This is a genomic window from Pseudomonas urethralis, from assembly GCF_021602465.1.
GTDB lineage: Bacteria > Pseudomonadota > Gammaproteobacteria > Pseudomonadales > Pseudomonadaceae > Aquipseudomonas > Aquipseudomonas vlassakiae.
The window spans coordinates 214,792-237,522 of sequence record NZ_BQIJ01000006.1 but is presented as its reverse complement, the minus strand read 5'-3'; the positions used below and the strand labels follow the sequence as shown (position 1 = coordinate 237,522).

The following is a 22,731-nucleotide window of genomic DNA, read 5'->3' as shown; positions in this document are numbered from 1 at the left end:
CCGTGACGTGCAAAAGCATGAAATGCCGAAGCAAATGTAGTAAAACTACACGGCGCCGGGAGACACCCCGGTAATCCAAGAATTCACGACGTCTGCCCATAAGGCCAGTCGCAAACTCAGGCCCCCGATTCTGGTGGCCTTTCCGCCCTGGAGCAAGCCATGCAAGACCTCGATCCAATCGAAACCCAGGAATGGCTGGATGCCCTGGAGTCGGTCCTCGACAAAGAAGGCGAAGACCGCGCTCATTACCTGATGACCCGCATGGGCGAGCTGGCCACCCGCAGTGGCTCCCAGCTGCCGTACGCGATCACCACGCCATACCGCAACACCATCCCTGTCACCCACGAAGCACGCATGCCTGGCGACCTGTTCATGGAACGCCGCATTCGCTCGATGGTGCGTTGGAACGCGCTGGCCATGGTGATGCGCACCAACCTGAAGGATTCGGACCTGGGCGGCCACATCTCCAGCTTCGCTTCCAGTGCCACCCTGTACGACATCGGCTTCAACTACTTCTTCCAGGCGCCGACTGAAGAGCATGGCGGCGACCTGATCTTCTTCCAGGGCCACGCCTCGCCAGGCGTCTACGCCCGTGCTTTCATGGAAGGCCGCATCAGCGAAGAGCAGATGAACAACTTCCGTCAGGAAGTGGACGGCAACGGCCTGTCTTCGTACCCGCACCCGTGGCTGATGCCTGACTTCTGGCAGTTCCCGACCGTATCCATGGGTCTGGGCCCGATCCAGGCTATCTACCAGGCACGCTTCATGAAGTACCTGGAAGCTCGTGGTTTCATCCCGGCCGGCAAGCAGAAGGTCTGGTGCTTCATGGGCGACGGCGAGTGCGACGAGCCGGAATCCCTGGGCGCAATCGCCCTGGCCGGCCGCGAGAAGCTGGACAACCTGATCTTCGTCATCAACTGCAACCTGCAGCGCCTCGACGGCCCGGTTCGCGGCAACGGCAAGATCATCCAGGAACTCGAAGGCGTGTTCCGTGGCGGTGGCTGGAACGTCAACAAGGTGGTCTGGGGTCGCTTCTGGGACCCACTGTTCGCCAAGGACACCAACGGTGCCCTGCAGCGCCGCATGGACGAAGTCATCGACGGCGAGTACCAGAACTACAAAGCCAAAGACGGCGCGTACGTTCGTGAGAACTTCTTCAACACCCCAGAGCTCAAGGCCATGGTCGAAGACCTGTCCGACGACGAGATCTGGAAGCTCAACCGTGGCGGCCACGACCCGTACAAGGTCTACGCGGCTTACCATCAGGCGGTCAACCACAAGGACCAGCCAACCGTCATCCTGGCCAAGACCATCAAGGGTTACGGTACCGGTGCCGGCGAAGCCAAGAACACCGCGCACAATACCAAGAAGGTCGACGTCGACAGCCTGCGTCACTTCCGTGACCGCTTCGACATCCCGGTCAAGGATGCCGACCTCGAGAACCTGCCGTTCTTCAAGCCTGAAGAAGGTTCTGCCGAAGCCAAGTACCTGGCCGAGCGCCGTGCTGCCCTCGGCGGCTTCGTGCCACAGCGCCGCGCGAAGAGCTTCAGCGTGCCGACCCCGCCACTGGAAACGCTGAAAGCGATCCTGGACGGTTCGGGCGACCGCGAAATCTCCACCACCATGGCCTTCGTGCGTATCCTCGCGCAGCTGGTCAAGGACAAGGACATCGGCCAGCGCATCGTCCCGATCATCCCGGACGAAGCCCGTACCTTCGGTATGGAAGGCATGTTCCGCCAGCTGGGCATCTACTCGTCGGTCGGCCAGCTCTACGAGCCAGTCGATAAAGACCAGGTGATGTTCTACCGCGAAGACAAGAAGGGCCAGATCCTCGAGGAAGGCATCAACGAAGCCGGCGCCATGTCGTCGTTCATTGCTGCCGGTACCTCGTACAGCTGCCACAACCAGCCGATGCTGCCGTTCTACATCTTCTACTCGATGTTCGGCTTCCAGCGCATCGGCGACCTGGCCTGGGCTGCCGGCGACAGCCGCACCCGTGGCTTCCTGATCGGCGGTACCGCCGGCCGTACCACCCTCAACGGTGAAGGCCTGCAGCACGAAGACGGTCACAGCCACATGATGGCGGGCACCATCCCGAACTGCCGCACCTACGATCCAACCTACGGCTACGAGCTGGCGGTGATCATCCAGGACGGCATGAAGAAGATGACCGAAGAGCAGCAGGACATCTTCTACTACATCACCGTGATGAACGAATCCTACCAGCAGCCAGCCATGCCGGCCGGTGTCGAGGAAGGCATCATCAAGGGTATGTACCTGCTCGAAGAAGACACCCGCGAAGCCGCGCACCACGTACAGCTGATGGGCTCCGGCACCATCCTGCGCGAAGTTCGCGAAGCGGCGAAGATCCTGCGTGAAGAGTTCAACGTCGGTGCCGACGTGTGGAGCGTCACCAGCTTCAACGAACTGCGTCGCGACGGCCTGGCCGTGGAACGCGCCAACCGCCTGAAGCCTGGCCAGAAGCCACAGCAGACCTACGTCGAGCAGTGCCTGAACGGTCGCAAAGGCCCGGTCATCGCGTCCACCGACTACATGAAGCTGTTCGCCGAGCAGATCCGCCAGTGGGTGCCGAGCAAAGAGTTCAAGGTCCTGGGTACCGACGGTTACGGTCGCAGCGACAGCCGCAAGAAGCTGCGTCACTTCTTCGAAGTCGACCGCCACTTCGTGGTGCTGGCTGCCCTGGAAGCCCTGGCTGACCGCGGCGAGATCGAACCCAAGGTTGTGGCTGACGCTATCGTCAAGTTCGGTATCGACCCGGACAAGCGCAACCCACTGGACTGCTGAGGAGTATTTTTAAGTGAGCGAACTCATTCGCGTACCTGACATCGGCAGCGGTGAAGGTGAAATCATCGAGCTGTTCGTCAAGGTCGGTGACCGTATCGAGGCTGACCAGAGCCTGCTGACCCTGGAGTCCGACAAGGCCTCCATGGAGATCCCGGCGCCCAAGGCCGGCGTGATCAAGGAACTGAAGGTCAAGCTGGGCGACCGCCTGAAAGAAGGCGACGAGCTGCTGGTTCTGGAAGCCGAGGGCGCCGCTGCTGCGGCCCCTGAGGCTCCTGCTGCCGCTCCTGCCCAGGCTGCTGCTCCAGCGCCAGCCGCTGAAGCAGCACCTGCCCCTGCTCCGGCCGCAGCCCCGGCTGCGGCCAGCGTGCAGGACATCCACGTGCCGGACATCGGCTCGTCGGGCAAGGCCAAGATCATCGAAGTGCTGGTCAAGGTCGGCGACACCGTCGAAGCCGACCAGTCGCTGATTACCCTGGAGTCCGACAAGGCCTCCATGGAAATCCCGTCGCCGGCTGCCGGCGTGGTCGAAGAAGTCCTGTGCAAGCTGGAAGACGAAGTCGGCACTGGCGACCTGATCTTCAAGCTCAAGGTGGCTGGCGCTGCACCTGCTGCGGCACCGGCACCAGCCGCTGCTGCACCGGCCAAGGCCGAGGCTGCTCCTGCCGCCGCACCTGCCGCTGCCGCCCCGGCTGCTGCCCCCGCTCCGGTCGCTACCGCACCGGCTGCCGGCAGCAACGCCAAGGTTCACGCAGGCCCGGCGGTTCGCCAGCTGGCCCGTGAATTCGGTGTCGACCTGGGCGCAGTGGCTGCTACCGGTCCGCACGGCCGCATCCTCAAAGAAGACGTGCAGGTCTACGTCAAGGCGATGATGCAGAAGGCCAAGGAAGCTCCAGCAGCCGGCGGCGCTGGCATCCCGCCGATCCCGGCCGTGGACTTCAGCAAGTTCGGTGAAGTGGAAGAAGTCGCCCTGACCCGCCTGATGCAGGTCGGTGCCACCAACCTGCACCGCAGCTGGCTGAACGTGCCGCACGTGACTCAGTTCGACACCGCCGACATCACCGAGCTGGAAGCCTTCCGCGTTGCGCAGAAGGCCGTGGCCGAGAAGGCTGGCGTCAAGCTGACCGTGCTGCCACTGCTGCTCAAGGCCTGCGCCTTCCTGCTCAAGGAACTGCCGGACTTCAACAGCTCGCTGGCGCCAAGCGGCAAGGCCATCATCCGCAAGAAGTACGTGCACATCGGCTTCGCCGTGGACACTCCGGACGGCCTGCTGGTCCCTGTGATCAAGAACGTCGACCAGAAGAGCCTGCTGCAACTGGCTGCAGAAGCCGCTGCACTGGCGGAGAAGGCGCGCACCAAGAAGCTGTCGGCCGACGACATGCAAGGTGCCTGCTTCACCATCTCCAGCCTCGGTCACATTGGCGGCACCGGCTTCACGCCGATCGTCAACGCGCCGGAAGTGGCGATCCTGGGCGTCTCCAAGGCGACCATGCAGCCGGTCTGGGATGGCAAGGCCTTCCAGCCGAAGCTGATGCTGCCGCTGTCGCTGTCCTACGATCACCGTGTGATCAACGGCGCTGCCGCCGCGCGCTTCACCAAGCGCCTGGGCGACGTGCTGGGCGATATCCGCACCATGCTGCTGTAATCGCAGCCCACCTGCCTCCTCCCAGGGAGGCAGGTACCCTTTTCGAGCTGCCACGCTCGTACCTCAACCCCGCCCGTTGGCGGGGCTTTTTTGTCCGCCTTTAAGCAACGTGGCCATGCCTGTGAGGCCATGGTTGTCAGCCGGCTTGCAAGACTCAAGACATGCACCAAGGCAGGCGACCATGGCGTAACAAGTTCGGCACGTCGCAACAACTGTAGGATTTATCCGCGATGCGCCGCGCGGGCGGCGCTCGATCTCACAGGCGCCAAAAATCCCAAGGCAAACTAAGGATTTCAGCCAGGCGGCCGAAAACATATACATGACAGCCCTCATGGCCGCTTGCCAGCCTCAGGGACATGATGCAACCTTGCCAGATACGCCGCCGTCCAGGCCGCGTCCCCTTCAAGCGAGTCTTCGATGAAAAGCCAACCCGATGCCGCCAGCCGTGTGGCGGCCGAGGTCGTCACTCAGCTCCCCGTGCCCTCGCGGCTCGGCATGCTGCGTTTCGAAAGGCTGAACGAAGCCAACTGGGCGATGCTTTACCTCGATCCTGCTTGCGAACGCCAGTTCGGCTTGCCCGCTGCCGAGCTGTGTGCGCTGATCGATGCGCCCTATGCCAGCCTCATGGAACCCGAGGCCCGCTACCGGCTGCACGATGAAATCCAACTGCAACTGAGCAACCGCGGCTACTACCGGGTGCGCTACACCCTGCACACCCAGGCCCGCGCGCTGCGCGTGCTGGAAGCCGGCGAGGCATACAAGCAGCACAACCGCCAGCTGCTGCGCGGCTTCCTCACGGTGCTCGATGACGACGACAGCGACCTCGACACCGACGACCTGGAATCGCGCAACAACCGCTTGCAACTGGCCCTGCAGATCAACCAGCGTGCCCAGCAGGAGCAGCTTGAGCACCTGGAACGCGTGCGTGCCCAGCAAGACCTCATCCTGCGCCTGGCCCGCCAGCGCTACAGCGCCGAGAACTCGCTGCTCGAAGCCGCCCAGCTGATCACCCGCAGCGCCTGCGAGATCTACAAGGTCGACAGCGCCAGCATCTGGCACCTGGAAGAGCAGCGTCTGGAGCCGATCAGTGCCTGGCTGCGCGACGAGCAGGCGCACCGCCTGCCCGAACCGATCGATGCCAGCCGCTTCCCCGACTACCTGGACGCCCTGCACGCCAGCCGTGCCATCGACGCGCACAACGCCAACCACGACCCGCGCACCCGTGACCTGGCCGAGAGCCTGTATGCCGACAACAACGCCATGCTCGACGCCAGCATCCGCGTCGATGGCCAGGTAGTCGGCGTGTTGTGCCTGGAACAGACTGGCCAGCCGCGCGCCTGGCAGTCCGATGAAATCGCCTTTGCCGGTGAGCTCGCCGACCAGTTCGCCCAGGTCATCACCAACCACAACCGGCGCACCGCCGCCAGCGCCCTGCACCTGTTCCAGCGGGCCGTGGAACAAAGCGCCAGCGCCTTCCTGCTGGTCAACCGCGACGGCGTGGTGGAGTACGTCAACCCAAGCTTCACGGCCATCACCCAGTACAGCACCGAGGAAGTCCAGGGCCACCACCTGGCCGAGCTGCCAGCCCTGGAAAACCTCAGCGAATTGCTGTTCGACTCGCCGTCGAGCCTGGCCATGGGCAACAGCTGGCAGGGCGAATTCAAGAGCCGGCGCAAGAACCTCGAGCCTTACTGGGGCCAACTGTCGATCTCCAAGGTGTACGGCGACAACCGTGAGCTGACCCACTACATCGGCATCTACGAAGACGTCACCCAGACCAAGCTGGCCCAGCAACGCATCGAGCGCCTGGCCTACACCGACAACCTGACCAACCTGGGCAACCGCCCGGCATTCATCCGCAAGCTCGACGAGCGCTTCGCCCGCGACAGCGAGAACCCGATCTGCCTGCTGCTGGTGGACATCGACAACTTCAAGCGGATCAACGACAGCCTCGGCCACCAGACCGGCGACAAATTGCTGATCAGCCTGGCCCGGCGCCTGCGCAACAGCCTCAGCGTCAACGGCGTGCTCGCCCGTTTCGCCAGCAACGAGTTCGCCGTGCTGCTCGACGACACCAGCCTGGAAGACGGCCAGGGCGTAGCCCTGCAATTGCTGCGTACCCTCGACAAACCGATGTTCGTCGACAACCAGCTGATCAACGTCACCGCCTCGGTGGGCCTGGCGTGCGCGCCGCTGCACGGCAGCGACCCGACCACTCTGATGAAGAATGCCGGCCTCGCCCTGCACAAGGCCAAGGCCAACGGCAAGCACCAGGTGCAGGTGTTCACCGAAGTGCTCAATGCCGAAGCCAGCTACAAGCTGTTCGTCGAGAACAACCTGCGCCGCGCCCTGACCCAGAACGAGCTGGAGGTGTTCTACCAGCCCAAGCTGTGCCTGCGCAGCGGCCGCCTGCTGGGCCTTGAGGCCTTGCTACGCTGGAACCACCCCGAGCGCGGCATGATCCGCCCGGACCAGTTCATCAGCGTGGCCGAGGAAACCGGCCTGATCATCCCCATTGGCAAGTGGGTGGTGCGCCAGTCGTGCCGCATGAGCCAGCAGTTGCAGCAAGCCGGCATGGGCTGCCTGCACGTGGCCATCAACCTTTCGCCCAAACAGTTCTCCGACCCCGACCTGGTGGCCTCGATCGGTTTGATCCTCAAGGAAGAAGGCCTGCCCCCGCACCTGCTGGAGCTGGAACTCACCGAGGGCCTGCTGCTGGAAGCGACCGAAGACACCCACCGCCAGCTCGACGAACTCAAGGCCCTGGGCCTGACCCTGGCCATGGACGACTTCGGCACCGGTTATTCGTCGTTGAGCTACTTGAAGAAATTCCCGATCGACATCATCAAGATCGACCGCAGCTTCATCAACGAGATCCCCGACAACCAGGACGACATGGAAATCACCTCGGCGGTGGTGGCCATGGCCCACAACCTCAAGCTCAAGGTGGTGGCCGAAGGGATCGAGACGCCCGAGCAGCTCGCCTTCCTGCGCCGGCATCGCTGCGACGTCGGCCAGGGCTACCTGTTCGACCGGCCAATCCCGGGCCGTGAGCTGGAAGAAAAACTCAAGCGCTATCCGCGCGGCCCAATAGCCTGACAGCGGCGCCAAGCTCGGGCAAACTAGATCCCACTCAGGCCTCATCGCGGATAAATCCGCTCCTACGCAATCCTTGCAGGAGCGGATTTATCCGCGATGAGGCCAACTCCTATCCCACCGACATACAGAGGAACGGCCATGGTCCTGCGTTCGGAAATCCTGGTGAACAAAAACGTCATGCCAACCGCGGAGCAAGCCCTGCCTGGCCGCGAAACGCCCATGCAGCTGCCCGAGTTCCACTACGTATTCAAAGACACCCCACTGCTCGGCCCGTTCTTCGAAGGCGCCATTGATTTCGCCATCTTCGGCCTGGGCTGCTTCTGGGGCGCCGAGCGCCGCTTCTGGCAGCGCGAAGGCGTGGTCAGCACGGTGGTCGGCTACGCCGGTGGCTTCACCCCGCACCCGACCTACGAAGAAGTCTGCTCGGGCCTGACCGGCCACACCGAGGTGGTGCTGGTGGTGTTCGACAAGGACAAGGTCAGCTACCGCGAGCTGCTGGCGATGTTCTGGGAGCTGCACAACCCGACCCAGGGCATGCGCCAGGGCAACGACGTCGGCACCCAGTACCGCTCGGCCATCTACTGCACCAGCCCGGAACAGCTGGAGCAGGCCAAGGCCAGCCGCGATGCCTTCCAGGCCGAGCTGAGCAAGGCCGGCTTCGGCGAAATCACCACCGAAATCGACCAGGCGCCGACGGTGTATTTCGCCGAGGCCTACCACCAGCAGTACCTGGCCAAGAACCCGGACGGCTACTGCGGCATCGGCGGCACCGGCGTGTGCCTGCCTCCGAGCCTGCAGGGCAACTGAACCATGGGCACGATGACCCTGTTCCACTCACCGCTGTCACCTTTCGTGCGCAAAGTCATGGTGGTGCTGCACGAGACCGGCCAGCTTGGCCGTGTCGCGCTGCAGCCGGTGAACATCAGCCCGGTGAACGGCGACGAGCAGCTCAACCAGGACAACCCGATCGGCAAGATCCCGGCGCTGCGCCTGGAGGACGGCACCGTGCTGCACGACAGCCGGGTGATCTGCGAGTACCTCGACCTGCAGCATGTCGGCCAGCCGCTGCTGCCACGCGAGGGCTCGGCGCGCTGGCGGCGCATGACCTTGGCTTCGCAGGCTGACGCGATCATGGATGCAGCGGTGCTGAGCCGCTACGAAAGCTTCCTGCGGCCTGAAGCGAAGCGCTGGGAGGGCTGGCTCGAAGCGCAAGCCGAGAAGATTCGCCGCAGCCTGGCGAACCTGGAGCAAGCGCACCTGGCAGAGCTGGCGTCCGGGTTCGATATTGCGGCGATTGGCGTGGCCTGTGCGTTAGGGTATCTGGACCTGCGCCAGCCGCAGTTCGGCTGGCGTGAGCGCCAGCCTGGCCTGGCGGCGTGGTATGCCGAAGTGGCCAAGCGGCCGTCGATGGTTGCTACCGCCCCAGCGGCCTGAAGGGCCTCTTCGCGGGTGTGGGAGCGGCCTTGTGTCGCGAAAGGGCCGCGAAGCGGCCCCGGCAATTTCCGCTGCGAAGCTGAGAACCTGGGGCCGCTTCGCGCCCCTTTCGCGACACAAGGCCGCTCCCACATACAGCAGAACCAGTGTGCTATCGCGATCAGCAGTCAGGATTACCCGCAGTAAACTTCTTGGCTGGGTTCACCGCCGCCTTGAACTGGCGCAATGCCTTGGAGCCAATCAGCAACGGGTAGTTGAAGTGGCTGCGGTCCACCAGGTTGACCTCCATGGTGCGCTTCACGCCACCCAGGCACATCTCCAGGTCGATCACCGGCCGCTTGGAGATTTCCGGCGCATCGCCCTCGTCCTCTTCCTCGGCACGCCCCTTGATCTTGCTGATGCGCGAGACCTGGTGCTCATAGACCTTGCCGTCGGAGTCCTTGGTAGCCAGGCGGAAACGCACCCACTCCTCGCCATCACGGGTGAACAACTCGATGTCCTTGGCCGACAGCGAGGCCGTCCAGGCACCGGTGTCCATCTTGGCTTTCAAGGTCTGGCCCAGCTCGGGCAACTTGATGTTCTCGTAACGGCCGTAGAGTGTCGGTTCGGCGGCCATGACCGGCAACGCCAGCAGCGATAAGAGGGCAAGCAGAGATTTCACAGGCAAGCTTCCTTGAGAAGGGTCAGTGCTTAGACTGCACTGGCGGGATAGGTTCGCTGTCACAAGCCTAACCAACATGTTGTGAAACATTTGTCCCTGCCGTCGGGCATTGGACATTTGGCGTAGGCCGCGGCGCTGCTTATCATTGCGCCCTGCTAATTTCCCACAACAAGAGTTTCCTTATGCGTCGCCTGCTTACCGGCCTTTTCACGACCATCCTGCTGCTGCTCAACACCTTGGTGTTGATCTGCCCGCTGTTGGTCTTCGCCCTGCTCAAACTGGTGCTGCCGGGCCGTGGGCGTGACTATGCCTCGTGGGCGGTGATGTGGGTGGCCGAAACCTGGTCGGAAATCGACAAGGCCATCTTCGCCCTGTGCATCCCGACCCAGTGGGACATTCGCGGTGTCGAGAACCTGCGCAAGGACACCTCGTACCTGGCGGTCAGCAACCACCAGACCTGGGTCGATATCCCGGCGCTGATCGAAAGCCTCAACCGCCGCACGCCGTTCTTCAAGTTCTTTCTCAAAAAGGAGCTGATCTGGGTGCCGCTGCTGGGCCTGGCCTGGTGGGGCCTCGATTACCCGTTCATGAAGCGCTACAGCAAGGCGTTTCTGGAAAAGCACCCGGAGCTCAAGGGCAAGGACCTGGAGATCACCAAAGCCGCCTGCGAGCTGTTCAAGCGCCAGCCGGTGACCGTGGTCAACTACCTCGAGGGCACCCGCTTCACCGAGGCCACGCACCGCGAACAGCAATCGCCCTATCGCTACCTGCTCAAGCCCAAGGCTGGCGGCGTGGCGTTCGTGCTGGCAGCGCTGGGCGAACAGCTGGATGCGCTGCTGGACGTGACGATCGTCTACCCCGGCAAGCAGGCGCCGGGGTTCTGGGCGTTGCTCAATGGCAGCATCAACCGGGTGATTATCGACATTCAGGTGCGTGAGCTGGACCCGGCCTTGTGGGATGGGGATTACGAGAATGACCCGGCTTTCCGTCAGACCGTGCAGGGTTGGGTGAACCAGTTGTGGTTGGAGAAGGACCAGCGGATTGAGCAGCTGCGCGGTGAAATGAGCTGAGTTTTATTGCTGTACCGGCCTCTCGCGGATAAATCCGCTCCTACGGGGATCGCTACCCGTGAGGTGCGGATTTATCCGCGAGAGGCCGGTACAGGCACAACTAAGGCCCCAATTAAAACCCAGGCTAATAATTAGAATAAGTAATACTTTTTTGTCATCACCCACCCAAGTGGATAAAAATCGACCAAAGCACAACTACAAAAATGCCTGGATCGATCGATGGCCAACCCACCCAGCTCCAACTCCGCCCAACTGCGCCGTGTCCTCGGCCTCCCCGCCCTGGTGTTCTTCGGCCTGGTGTACATGGTCCCGCTGACCATCTTCACCACCTACGGCATCGTCACTGAACTCACCGGTGGCCGCACCGCCGGCGCCTACATGGTCACCCTGGTGGCCATGCTGTTCACCGCCGCGTCCTACAGTTTCATGGTCAAGCGCTTCCCGGTCGCGGGCTCGGCGTACTCCTACACCAACATGGCCTTCGGCCCCAACGTCGGCTTCCTCGCCGGCTGGTCGTTGCTGCTCGACTATCTGTTCCTGCCAATGATCAACTACCTGTTGATCGGCCTGTTCCTCAACATCGCCTTCCCGGCCATCCCGGCGTGGTCCATCGCCCTGGCCTCGATCGTGCTGGTGACGGTGCTGAACGTGGTCGGCATCCACTCGGTGGCCAAGACCAGCAACCTGATCGTCGGCGCGCAGATCGTCTTCATCGTGGTGTTTGTCGCGCTGTCGTGCCAGTCGCTGGCCGGCCAACCGCTGGACCTGCTGGCGCCGCTGCTGGGTGATGGCTCCAAGCCCGGTTTCGGCGCGATCATGGCCGGCGCGGCGGTGCTGTGCCTGTCGTTCCTCGGCTTCGACGCCGTGTCGACCCTGGCTGAAGAATGCCGCGATGCCCGCCGTGACGTACCGCGGGCGATCATCCTCACCACCCTGTTCGCTGGCGTGCTGTTCACCGTACTGGCCTATGTCAGCCAGCTGGTGATGCCGGGCACCACCTTCGCCAATGCCGATGCAGCGGCCAACGAGGTGATGTTCAAGGCGGGCGGGCAGTTCCTGGCCAACTTCTTCACGGCAGCGTATGTCGCCGGCAGCCTCGGCTCGGCGCTGGCCTCGCAGGCAGCGGTGTCGCGCATCCTGTTCACCATGGGGCGTGACAACGTGCTGCCAAGGCGCAGCTTCGGTTACCTGTCGCCGCGCTTCGGCACGCCGGTGTTCGCCATTGCGCTGGTGTCGGCGTTCTCGCTGCTGGCGTTGGTGATCGACCTGGCCACCCTCGCCTCGCTGATCAGCTTCGGTGCGCTGGTGGCGTTTTCGGCGGTGAACCTGGCGGTGGTGAAGACGCACCTGATGGACGACAGCGCCCAGCGTAACCTCAAGGGGCTGTTGTGCTACGGCCTGGTGCCGCTGGTGGGGTTGGCGTTGACCCTGTGGCTGTGGACCAGCCTGTCGGCGCTGACCTTGGTGATTGGGCTGTGCTGGTTTGCGTTTGGTCTGGCGTACCTGGCAATACTGACCGCCGGCTTCCGCCGCCCTGTGCGCCTTGTGGACTTCAGCGAAGCTGCCTGACCAGCCGCAATCTGCTTTTTTGTGGGAGCGGCCTTGCGTCGCGAAAGGGCCGCAAAGCGGCCCCAGCAATCGTTGCGGTAACGCTTAGATCTTGGGGCCGCTGCGCAGCCCTTTCGCGACACAAGGCCGCTCCCACAGGTGCAGCGCCAGGCTTGTAGGCGATAGGGCCGGCACTGACGCTACACAAAAATCAAACCGAAGGCTGTGCCAACGGCGCCGGTGTGGTCCAAAGGCTACCCAGATTCTGCAACAACGACCCCGCAATCCCCTGCTGCCCCAGGTACTGCAGAATCAATGGCGCAAACTGCCCGATCATCCCGGTATCCATCCCCAGCGCCTTGAACGCATTGTCCAAGTCACCACGGTTCTGCACGTCATTGCCCAGCGCCTTGTCCAGCGCCGACTGGCTGCCCTTGTCGCTGCCCAGCAACTCACCCAGCCCACTCAGCCCACCCAGGACATTGGCACCCGACAGCAGGTCCAGGCCCGGCACGGCCTTGGTCAGTTGGCCATAGTCGTCGCTGCTCAGGTTGTTACGCGCCAGCCCCAGCATGGCCCCTGCCCCGCCCACGGCCTGTTCGGGGGTGATATTCAACTGGCTGCCCAGGGTGTTGAGCAGATTGGCCTGCCCTTCGGGCGCCTGTACCTGGCCTTGTTGCTGCTGGTTCTGCATGGCGGAGACGGCGTTGGCGGCGTCGCTGAGGTTGAAGGCGAACACCGGGCTTGCGGCCAGGGTCATCAGGGTTGCCAGGGTGAATGCTTTCATCGGGAGGGACCTCGGTTGGCCGGTATGCCTGGGAAACGAGGACTTTGACTGGTGGCTTCTGGGTTTGTTCCTGACCGAGTATCGGCAAAAACCACGATGAACCGGTTGAAATACCAAAGCCACATCTATCGACCTAGCATTATTGCCAGTAGCGCAATCGATGAGGATCGCAGAATACTGGCAGCGCCCCCATTACTCCCAACCTTGGATACCCGCCCATGAGTACCACGAGACTTTTTTACCAAAAAGAACAGATTGCAACCGTAACGCTAGGTCAAACAAACCGCTCAATCCTCAAAGGTAATCAGGTTCCACTGGCTGAGCGACAATCGCAAAGTGATAAAAATCATGCCCTTCTGGCTACAGATATAAATGGCTCGGTTTTTGCCGCAACCAGCACCGCGCACAATGAAACACACCGTTATTCAGCATACGGGTATTCCGCCACGGTGCCCTCGAACACATCCATGCTCGGTTTTAATGGTGAACGTGCAGAGCTCAAAGGCTTGTACATGCTTGGCAACGGCTACAGGCTATTTTCTTCCTTATTGATGCGTTTCCTGTCGCCGGATAGCATTTCGCCATTCGGAGAAGGCGGCATAAACTGCTATGCCTACTGTTACAATGACCCTGTCAACTCAACAGACCCATCCGGACATATGCCGGCTAGCCCCAAGCAGCTTCTCAAAACTAATATATTGCGCAGAAAAGAACTTGAGACACAAAAAACTAATGTAGTCAAACAACAGCAAAAGCACCGAGCAAATTCATCCCAGTACACTCAATTAGAAACGGAAGTCGATAGAAGTTACGGGATCGGTCAAAAGGTCGACGGCGTAAAAGTTAAAGTCTCTGATAGGACAAGGGCTGAAGCAGAGGCCAAGAAGAAGCAACTACATCAGCAAGCCGTTTCAGAAATGAAAGAAGCACTTGCATTAAGAAAACAAGAAGAATCAATCGTTGCGGAATATAATTTATTGGCAGATGAAGCTGATGAGCTCCAGCTTATCATGGGCGCAGCCACATACCAACAAGTCGTCAGCGAGGTCGAAAAAGATTTGCAACAGGTCAATCGTGGAGTTCGCAGATAATACCCGTTCAACTTTTGCATAGGGATGCTCAGCGCGGCAAAATCAATTCTATTTTCCAACTTTTTCCGCTTACTCGTAGGACGTTTCTGAAATATGCTCCCAAGCGGCTTAAGCCATTGCGATGATCTGGGCTGCGCTCTAGTCTCGGGCGGTCGCTGCGAAATCAGCGACCGGCTTTGACAGGCCGCCTTGGTATGAATCACATGGCTTCGCCTGTATGGCAGCTGTGCATGGGGCACTTCGTGTGCGCCGGGTTTTGGTTCACCTACCGGTCTGTCAACCCATGTACAGCTGCCACCAATTGTTTGACAGCAGATGGTGATGGCCCTCATTCAAGGTGTTCCATCATGCTTAAGATTGTCCCCGATCCACCCCACACCTCCCATTCCCTCGAAGATACCCTCATCCAGGCCACGGACTATGCGCTGTGCGCCCAAACCGTCGCGCATCAGGCGATTCTGCTGCAGCCCAAGTCACCGGTTTCAATCTTGATGATGGCCACGATGCATGAGCTCGAAACGCTGCGGGTGCTGCTTGAAACGGCCTTGATCCAGGTGCAGCTGCCGGCGGAGCCGCGGACGCTGCACTAGGGTTCAAACCTTGTGTTGGCTGGCCTGGCCTCTTCGCGGGCAAGCCCGCTCCCACAGGTTCAATGCAGGCCTCAGGCTTGGCGCAAAACCTGTGGGAGCGGCTTTAGCCGCGAAAGGGCTGGGCTTGGCAGTCGAGAAACTTCAGGGAGATTGAAATATGACCGGCGACGAGACCAAGACCACCGTAGGCACGACCTTTTTCTACCAGGGCGAAGGCCAGACCCACCCGCTGTTCTGCATTGCCCCGGGCATTCCCTGCCATAGTGCACGAGAACAGGCTTCGGAACTGATGGGCTATGTACGGGATTTGACCATAGACGGCCTGATGGACAACAAGCCGCAGTTGCTTTGGGCTTCACACTATCTGAGCGCGCTGGCCAAGGCGCTGATGGATGATGCCGAGTTGGGGATGATGCGCTGAGTGATGGGTTGGCAGGGCTGGCCCTTTCGCGGGCAAGCCCGCTCCCACAGGTTCCGGGTCAGGCCACAAACTAGTATTTCTGCCAGTATCAAAATCCCTGCGGCCGTTCAGAATGGGCTTCAAGCAGCCTCCATTCATCTAGCACCGCAGGGACTTGAATCATGAGCAAAGCATCGAACGGTACACTTTTCTTCTATCAGGGCGACAAGCTGATCACCGTGAAGCAAGGCGATCAGCAACGCGCCATCTTCCGCAGTAATGAGTTACCGCTAGCTGAGCAGCAACTGCAAGGTGACTCAACAACCAGCTTGCTTGCCACAGATGATAAGGGGTCAGTATTCATGGCGTTGGACGCTGAAGAAGAAGAAGAAGGCGAAGCCCGTAGCTATTCTGCATATGGACACGACCCCGGGGCGCTATCAATCCGCATATCGATAGGATTCAAGGGTGAGTTTTATGACAAGAGTTCCCACGGGTATCTACTTGGCAATGGTTATCGAAGATATAGCACTGTTTCAATGCGCTTTTTTTCAACTGATCGACTGAGCCCATTCGGTGCCGGCGGGCTGAACACTTACTGCTTCGTGAGAGGTGACCCAGTAAACTTCTCAGACCCATCCGGGCATATGCCCTTCAGCACAAAGATAACAAAACTCACAGAGCCTGATATTTTTACCAATATTATCAAGCACCTTGACCTGGATTCTGCAGTGGCACTATCAGAAACGAACAGACATTTGAACAGAATGACCAGACCGGCCTTGCAAGAAATCAAGCGCTTTCTTAACAACCCTGAAAAACTGATCGGCGCTGCACTCGGCAACGAGAAGAATATTGCCAAAACACACGCAATTGAACTGCTGGTTCGAAAGTCAGATATAGATATCTCTCAGTTCCCTTCGACTGACGCACCAACCGTAGAGCTGCTGGAAAACATTCGAATCGCGAGAAGTTTCCGTGCGAGTCAAAACCGCAGAACCGCGTCAGCTGATTCAACACCTTACGGTTCAGATTCTGAGGACGAAATACAAAGAATAAATGAGGGAATACGAAAAGCTCTAAAGGGCCATCAATTATAAAATCAAATATCACAATATAGCCCCTCAATGCGAAGGGCTATATTCACTCAATGATTGTTACGCCGCACCCCACATCTTGTGCGGGTCGATCACGAACTTCTTCGGCACGCCTGCATCGAACTCGCCATAGCCTTCCGGCGCCTGGTCAAGGTTGATCACCTGCACGCCGACCACTTCAGCAATGTTGATGCGGTCCCACATGATCGCCTGCATCAGCTGGCGATTGTACTTCATGGTCGGGGTCTGGCCGGTGTGGAAGCTGTGCGACTTGGCCCAGCCCAGGCCGAAGCGGATGCTCAGCGCGCCGATCTTGGCGGCGGCATCGACCGCGCCCGGGTCTTCGGTCACGTACAGGCCCGGGATGCCGATGTTGCCGGCCACGCGGGTCACCTGCATCAGCGAGTTCAGCACGGTGGCAGGGGCTTCATGCTTGGCGCCTTCGTGGCCGTGGCCACGGGCTTCGAAGCCAACGGCGTCGACGGCGCAGTCCACTTCAGGCTCGCCGAGGATGTCGACGATCTGCTCGTGCAGCGGGGTGTCCTTGGACAGGTCGACCACTTCGAAGCCCTGGGACTTGGCGTGGGCCAGGCGGGCCGGGTTGAGGTCACCGACGATCACGCAGGCGGCGCCCAGCAGGCGCGCCGAGGCAGCGGCGGCCAGGCCGACCGGACCGGCACCGGCGACGTAGACGGTGCTGCCAGGGCCTACACCGGCAGTGACAGCGCCGTGGTAGCCGGTCGGCAGGATGTCGGACAGGCAAGTCAGGTCACGGATCTTCTCCATGGCCTTGTCGCGGTCCGGCAGTTTCAGCAGGTTGAAGTCGGCGTACGGCACCAGCACGTATTCGGCCTGGCCACCGGTCCAGTCGCCCATGTCGACATAGCCATAGGCACCGCCGGCGCGGGCCGGGTTGACGGTGAGGCAGACACCGGTGTGCATTTCTTTGCACGAGCGGCAGCGCCCGCACGCGACGTTGAACGGTACCGACACCAGGTCGCCGATCTTCAGGCGCTCGACATCACGCCCCATCTCGACGATTTCACCGGTGATTTCGTGGCCCAGGACCAGGCCGACCTGGGCAGTGGTGCGGCCGCGGACCATGTGCTGGTCGGAGCCGCAGATGTTGGTGGAAACCACCTTGAGGATCACGCCGTGCTCGATCTTGTTGCCGCGTGGGTCTTGCATTTTCGGGTAGTCGATTTTCTGCACCTCGACCTTGCCCGCGCCGAGATACACCACTCCACGATTGCCAGACATGCTCTTACCTCGCTCGATTTATATTTATGCAGCGGTGGTTGAACGCGCCGCCATCCATGGGCGGCTTGTGTTACTGGAATGCAGGGAATTGTGGGCCTGATACGGCGGATTGCACTGACTGGAAGCGACAGGGAGTTGCCTTTTAACGGCAGTGCTGTCGTTGGAGGACAGGGGGCAAACAGAGGTGGCGGCTTGTGCCGGCCTCTTCGCGGCTAAAGCCGCTCCTACACAGGTAATGCGCCAGTCTCCGAGACTGAACGAACCCTGTGGGAGCGGCTTTAGCCGCGAAGAGGCCGGAACAGGTTGTTAGAGAACGACCGTCCGGTTGGCGTTGAGGAACACCCGCCGCTCGATGTGGTAACCCACCGCCCGCGCCAGGGTCAGGCATTCGATGTCGCGCCCCTTGGCAATCAGGTCTTCGGGGTAATGGCTGTGGTCCACCACCTCGACGCCCTGGGCAATGATCGGCCCTTCGTCGAGGTCGTTGTTGATGTAGTGCGCCGTGGCGCCGACCATCTTCACGCCCTTGTTGTAGGCCTGGTGATAGGGCTTGGCGCCCTTGAACCCGGGCAACAGCGAGTGGTGGATGTTGATCGCCCAGCCATCCAGGCGCCGGCACAGCTCCGGCGACAGCACCTGCATGTAGCGGGCAAGCACCACCAGCTCCGCGCCGGTTTCTTCGATCACCTGGATCACCTTGCGCTCTTGCGCCGGCTTGTCCTTCGGGTCGAGAGCGAAGTGGTAGTAAGGAATCTTGTGCCAGTGCGCCAGGGGCTCGAGGTCCGGGTGGTTGGACACCACCGCGACCACGTCCATGGCCAGTTGGCCGATGCGCTGGCGATACAGCAGGTCGTTCAGGCAATGGTCGGCCTTGGACACCATGATCACCACCTTGGGACGGTGATTGGGTGCGGTCAGCTCGAAGGCCATGCCGAACGCTTCGCTGCGCTCGGCCAGGCCGGCACGGAAGCCGGCCTCGTCGAAAGCGTCCGGCTGGCGGAACTCCACGCGAATGAAGAAACGCTCCGACAGCCGGTCATCGAAGGAGTGGTGCTCGGTGACGTAGCAGCGCTGCTCGTAGAGGTAACGCGTCACCACGTCGACGGTGCCGAGCATGCTCGGGCAGTCGGCGGTGAGAATCCAGGTGTCCGGTGCCCGACTCATGTTCTGCTCTCCTTACGCTTCGATGCTCAGACCGTATTCGGCCGAAGCGTCCTGCAGCCACAGCCACCAGTAGTCAGCGAAGCTGCGGCGGATCACCAGTTCCCAGGTGTCTTCGGCGGTGCGGCGGATCACCAGCTGCGACTTGGCGAACACGGTGCCGACCGCCTTGCCGACCGGGAAGTTGTTCGGGTGCACGTCATAGCTGGTGGATTTCATCAGCACTTCGCGCACGTTCGGGCCGCGCAGTTCCAGCAGGCTCTGCCCGCCGCTGACATTGACCACCTGGATGTGCTGGCCTTCGAGGGCTGCGCGCAGCTTCTGCTCGACCGCCAGTTCCTGGCCGCCCGGGACGATCAGCAGCCACTCGTCAGGGCCGACCCATTGCAGCGACATCTCGTTGTTGGCGACCACGGTCAGGGCAACCGGCAGCTCCAGGCCCAGGGCCTTGTGCACGCCGGCGGCGAATTCCGGGTCGTGGCCATCGCCACGGAGGGTCAGGTGGCCGAGGAACTTGCGTTCACGCAGGGTCACGCCTGCGTTCTTGCGGCCCTTGCCAACCAGGCTGGCCAGGTCGGCGTGGTGCAGTGGCGACTGGGCCTTGGCCTCGGCGCCGGGGTTTTGCTGGAAGACGTTGATAGCGCTCATTTCTTACCTGCCTTGAATTCTTGTTCGTCAGGGTGGCGCAGCACTGCAAGCAGGCTGCGCCGCCATCCGGGGCCTTAGACGTTCTGCCGCTCACCCTTCGGATCGAAGAACACCGAAGACACGATTTCCGCCTCGATCACGCTGCCATCGGCCTGCGGCGAGTACACGCGCTCGCCCATGCGCTTGAGGCCGCCCTTGACCACACCCATGGCGAACGAGTAGCCCAGGGAGTTGGACGCGTAGCTGGAGGTGACGTGGCCGACCATGTCCATCGGGATCGGCTGCTTGGGGTCGAACACCAGCTGGGCGCCTTCCGGCAGCCATTTGGTCGGGTCGATCGGCTTCAGGCCTACCAGCTGCTTGCGGTTCTCGCGCACGCAGTCTTCGCGGTTCATGCCACGCAGGCCGATCCACGAGAACGGCTTGTTGCGGCCCACGCACCAGCTCATGTTGAGGTCGTCCGGGGTCATCGAGCCGTCGGTGTCCTGGCCGACGATGATGAAGCCCTTCTCGGCCCGCAGTACGTGCATGGTCTCGGTGCCGTACGGGGTCAGGTTGTACTTCTTGCCGGCCTCGATGATCTGTTCCAGCACGCCCATGGCGTAGTTGGCCTGCACGTTGACTTCGTACGACAGCTCGCCGGTGAACGAGATACGGAACACGCGGGCCGGCACGCCGCCGACGTTGCCTTCCTTCCAGGTCATGAACGGGAAGGCGTCCTTGTCCATGTCGATGTCGGTCAGCTCGCTGAGCAGCTTGCGGCTGTTCGGGCCGGACAGGGTCATGGTGGCCCAGTGGTCGGTGACCGAGGTGAAGTACACCTTCAGCTCTGGCCATTCGGTCTGGTGGTACAGCTCCATCCACTGCAATACGCGGGCAGCGCCGCCGGTGGTGGTGGTCATGATGAAGTGGTTGTCGCCGACACAGGCGGTCACGCCGTCGTCGAAGACCATGCCGTCTTCCTTGCACATCAGGCCGTAGCGGGCCTTGCCCACGTCAAGCTTGGTCCAGGCGTTGGTGTAGATGCGGTTGAGGAACTCGCGCGCATCCGGGCCCTGGATGTCGATCTTGCCCAGGGTCGAAGCGTCCAGCAGGCCCACGCTGTCGCGCACGGCCTTGCATTCACGGGCAACCGCGGCATGGATGTCTTCACCGGCTTTGGGGAAGTACCAAGGGCGCTTCCACTGGCCGACATCTTCGAACTCGGCGCCGTTCTTCACGTGCCAGGCATGCAGGGCGGTGAAGCGCACGGGCTCGAACAGGTGGCCACAGTGACGACCGGCTACCGCGCCAAAGGTCACCGGCGTGTAGTTCGGGCGGAACATGGTGGTGCCCATTTCCGGGATGGTGATGCCGATCGAACGGGCGGCGATGGCCAGGCCGTTGATGTTGCCCAGCTTGCCCTGGTCGGTGCCGAAGCCCAGCGCGGTGTAGCGCTTGACGTGCTCGACCGACTCGAAGCCTTCGCGGGTGGCCAGTTCGATGGCGGCAGCAGTGACGTCGTTCTGCTGGTCGACGAACTGCTTGGGTGCACGGGCAGTGCCCTTGTCGTGCGGCACCTGGAACAGCGCCACGGTGGCCTCTTCCTTGCGCGCCACGGTTTTCGGCAGGCTGCCAACGGTGGCCTTGAAGCCCGCTTCAGTGGCGGCGCGGGCACCGCCTTCGAAACCATCGGCAATCACATCGCCCAGGGCGTAGACGCCGTTGATGCCACCCACGCATTCGCGCTTCTGCGGGGCATCGCCCGGCACGAAGCCGAGGATGTCTTCACGCCAGACCGGGCGACCGCCCAGGTGCGAAGCCAGGTGCACGATCGGGCTGTAACCGCCGGAGGTGGCGATCAGGTCGCATTCGAGGGTTTCACCGGGGCTGGTGACCTTGTGCGCCTGCACATCGATGGCCGCCACACGGGCGCCGCTGACGTGCTTGGTGCCCTTGGCCTCGATCACGGCGCTGGAGGTGAGGATGCGGATGCCCTTGGCACGCGCTTCTTCAACCAGCGAACCACGCGGGTTGTGGCGAGCGTCGGCAATGGCGACCACTTGCAGGCCGGCGTCGTGCCAATCCAGCGCGGCGCGGTAGGCGTGGTCGTTGTTGGTCGACAGCACCAGCTTGCGCCCTGGGGCCACGCCGTAACGGCGAACGTAAGTGGAAACTGCACCAGCCAGCATGTTGCCCGGCAGGTCGTTGTTGCCGTACACCAACGGGCGCTCGTGAGCGCCGGCAGCCAGGACCACGCGCTTGGCGCGGACACGGTGCACGCGTTGACGCACCTGGCCGATCGGGGCGCGGTCGCCGAGGTGGTCGGTGAGGCGCTCGTGAATGGTCAGGAAGTTATGGTCGTGGTAGCCGTTGACCGTGGCGCGTGGCAGCAAGGTCACTTCCGGCAGGCTTTGCAGCTCTTTGACCACGGCGTTGACCCAATCGGCGGCAGGCTTGCCGTCGAGGGTTTCGCGGGTGTCGAGCAGGCTGCCGCCGAACTCTTCCTGCTCGTCAGCCAGGATCACGCGGGCACCGCTGCGGCCAGCGGCCAGCGCGGCGGCCAGGCCAGCAGGGCCGGCGCCAACGATCAGCACGTCGCAGTGCTGGTTCATGTAGTCGTAGCTGTCCGGGTCGTTCTGCAGCGGCGCACGGCCCAGGCCGGCTGCCTTGCGGATGTACTTCTCATAAGTCATCCAGAACGATTTCGGGTACATGAAGGTTTTGTAGTAGAAGCCCGGCGGCATCATGTTGCCGCCGACCTTGCCGAGGATGCCCATGACGTCGTTGTTGACGTTCGGCCAGCCATTGGTGCTGGTGGCGACCAGGCCCGCGTACAGCGCCTGTTGAGTGGCTCGCACGTTGGGGATCTGGGTGGCTTCGCTGGAGCCGATCTGCAGGATCGCGTTCGGCTCTTCGCTACCGGCGGCGATGATGCCGCGTGGGCGCGAGTACTTGAAGCTGCGGCCAACGATGTCGACGCCGTTGGCCAGCAGCGCGGCGGCCAGGCTGTCACCGGCATAACCCTGGTAGGTCTTGCCGTTGAAGGTGAAGTTCAGGACCTTGCTGCGGTCGATACGGCCGCCGCTGGCGAGGCGATAGGTCTGGCTCATACTTTTTCCCCTTGGCCTTTGACGGCGGACGGTGCGATCGCAGCTTTGCCCTCAGCGGTCACTTGCGGCTTCTGGCCAATCTTGTAGGTTTCCAGGATCTCGTAGGTCACGGTGTTGCGGGTGACGTTGAAGTACTGGCGGCAACCGGCAACGTGGTCCCACAGTTCGTGGTGAATACCGCGTGGGTTGTCACGGTAGAACATGTAGGTACCCCACTCCTCGTCGGAACAGGCGTTAGGGTCCAGCGGGCGGGCGATGTGCGCCTGGCCAGAGGCGTGGAACTCTTCTTCGGAGCGCAGCTCGCCACAGTGGGGACAGAAAATATGCAACATGACGGTGGCTCCGG

Annotated in this window: 18 protein-coding genes; 11 read left to right on the top strand and 7 right to left on the bottom strand. The window is 61.8% G+C overall.

Going from position 1 to position 22,731, the window contains the following annotated elements; all coding sequences use genetic code 11:
* Positions 1–159: 159 nt before the first annotated feature.
* The 5 genes from aceE (at position 160) to L6D64_RS12630 (ending at position 8,980) form a co-directional block, all read left to right on the top strand.
* On the top strand, positions 160–2,805 hold the full coding sequence (gene aceE / locus L6D64_RS12650) for a pyruvate dehydrogenase (acetyl-transferring), homodimeric type (RefSeq protein ID WP_176506812.1): 2,646 nt from the start codon (positions 160–162) through the stop codon (positions 2,803–2,805).
* 13 nt (positions 2,806–2,818) lie between these two features.
* Positions 2,819–4,447 carry a dihydrolipoyllysine-residue acetyltransferase gene (gene aceF, locus L6D64_RS12645; protein WP_176506813.1) on the top strand — a complete coding sequence of 543 codons (1,629 nt, stop codon included), beginning with the start codon at positions 2,819–2,821 and terminating at the stop codon, positions 4,445–4,447.
* A gap of 417 nt (positions 4,448–4,864) precedes the next feature.
* Positions 4,865–7,546, top strand: coding sequence for a putative bifunctional diguanylate cyclase/phosphodiesterase (locus tag L6D64_RS12640; protein ID WP_176506814.1), 2,682 nt, complete (start codon positions 4,865–4,867; stop codon positions 7,544–7,546).
* 138 nt (positions 7,547–7,684) lie between these two features.
* A complete protein-coding gene (gene msrA, locus L6D64_RS12635; protein ID WP_176506815.1) occupies positions 7,685–8,353 on the top strand; it encodes a peptide-methionine (S)-S-oxide reductase MsrA in 669 nt (222 codons plus the stop codon).
* 3 nt (positions 8,354–8,356) lie between these two features.
* Complete coding sequence (locus L6D64_RS12630) at positions 8,357–8,980, top strand: glutathione S-transferase (RefSeq protein WP_176506816.1); 624 nt, start codon at positions 8,357–8,359, stop codon at positions 8,978–8,980.
* Between the two features lie 160 nt (positions 8,981–9,140).
* On the opposite strand, the gene rloA2 is transcribed toward L6D64_RS12630, so the two are convergent.
* Entirely contained in the window at positions 9,141–9,641 is a 501-nt protein-coding gene (rloA2, locus tag L6D64_RS12625; protein WP_176506817.1) for a retropepsin-like aspartic peptidase RloA2, read from the bottom strand.
* A 182-nt stretch (positions 9,642–9,823) separates the two neighbouring features.
* Between rloA2 and L6D64_RS12620 the strand changes: the two genes are divergently transcribed.
* Positions 9,824–10,711, top strand: coding sequence for an acyltransferase (locus L6D64_RS12620; protein WP_176506818.1), 888 nt, complete (start codon positions 9,824–9,826; stop codon positions 10,709–10,711).
* Between the two features lie 219 nt (positions 10,712–10,930).
* The gene (locus tag L6D64_RS12615; RefSeq protein ID WP_176506819.1) at positions 10,931–12,280 is read left to right on the top strand and encodes an APC family permease; all 1,350 of its coding nucleotides are present in this window, start codon (positions 10,931–10,933) and stop codon (positions 12,278–12,280) included.
* Positions 12,281–12,470: 190 nt separating this feature from the next.
* Here the strand turns inward: L6D64_RS12615 and L6D64_RS12610 are convergent, their stop codons facing one another.
* A complete protein-coding gene (locus L6D64_RS12610) occupies positions 12,471–13,046 on the bottom strand; it encodes a DUF2780 domain-containing protein (protein WP_236192452.1) in 576 nt (191 codons plus the stop codon).
* 218 nt (positions 13,047–13,264) lie between these two features.
* Here L6D64_RS12610 and L6D64_RS12605 point away from each other — a divergent pair, with 218 nt between their 5' ends.
* The 4 genes from L6D64_RS12605 (at position 13,265) to L6D64_RS12590 (ending at position 16,227) form a co-directional block, all read left to right on the top strand.
* Positions 13,265–14,137: an RHS repeat-associated core domain-containing protein gene (locus tag L6D64_RS12605; RefSeq protein WP_176509061.1), complete on the top strand. Its 873-nt coding sequence runs from the start codon at positions 13,265–13,267 to the stop codon at positions 14,135–14,137.
* 347 nt (positions 14,138–14,484) lie between these two features.
* Complete coding sequence (locus tag L6D64_RS12600; RefSeq protein WP_176509062.1) at positions 14,485–14,727, top strand: hypothetical protein; 243 nt, start codon at positions 14,485–14,487, stop codon at positions 14,725–14,727.
* 157 nt (positions 14,728–14,884) lie between these two features.
* Positions 14,885–15,148 (top strand): DUF3077 domain-containing protein, encoded by a 264-nt coding sequence (locus tag L6D64_RS12595; protein WP_176509063.1) that lies wholly within the window; start codon positions 14,885–14,887, stop codon positions 15,146–15,148.
* A gap of 161 nt (positions 15,149–15,309) precedes the next feature.
* The gene (locus L6D64_RS12590) at positions 15,310–16,227 is read left to right on the top strand and encodes an RHS repeat-associated core domain-containing protein (RefSeq protein ID WP_176509064.1); all 918 of its coding nucleotides are present in this window, start codon (positions 15,310–15,312) and stop codon (positions 16,225–16,227) included.
* A 57-nt stretch (positions 16,228–16,284) separates the two neighbouring features.
* Here L6D64_RS12590 and fdhA read toward each other — a convergent pair whose 3' ends face one another.
* The 5 genes from fdhA to L6D64_RS12565 form a co-directional block, all read right to left on the bottom strand.
* Positions 16,285–17,484: a formaldehyde dehydrogenase, glutathione-independent gene (gene fdhA / locus L6D64_RS12585; protein WP_051095434.1), complete on the bottom strand. Its 1,200-nt coding sequence runs from the start codon at positions 17,482–17,484 to the stop codon at positions 16,285–16,287.
* A gap of 306 nt (positions 17,485–17,790) precedes the next feature.
* Positions 17,791–18,648, bottom strand: a complete 858-nt coding sequence (gene purU / locus L6D64_RS12580; RefSeq protein WP_176509065.1) for a formyltetrahydrofolate deformylase — start codon at positions 18,646–18,648, stop codon at positions 17,791–17,793.
* Between the two features lie 12 nt (positions 18,649–18,660).
* Positions 18,661–19,293, bottom strand: a complete 633-nt coding sequence (locus L6D64_RS12575; protein WP_112251428.1) for a sarcosine oxidase subunit gamma — start codon at positions 19,291–19,293, stop codon at positions 18,661–18,663.
* A 74-nt stretch (positions 19,294–19,367) separates the two neighbouring features.
* A complete protein-coding gene (locus L6D64_RS12570; protein ID WP_176509066.1) occupies positions 19,368–22,385 on the bottom strand; it encodes a sarcosine oxidase subunit alpha in 3,018 nt (1,005 codons plus the stop codon).
* Positions 22,382–22,717 (bottom strand): sarcosine oxidase subunit delta, encoded by a 336-nt coding sequence (locus L6D64_RS12565; protein WP_176509067.1) that lies wholly within the window; start codon positions 22,715–22,717, stop codon positions 22,382–22,384. Before L6D64_RS12565 ends, L6D64_RS12570 begins: the two co-directional genes overlap by 4 nt.
* Positions 22,718–22,731: the final 14 nt, after the last annotated feature.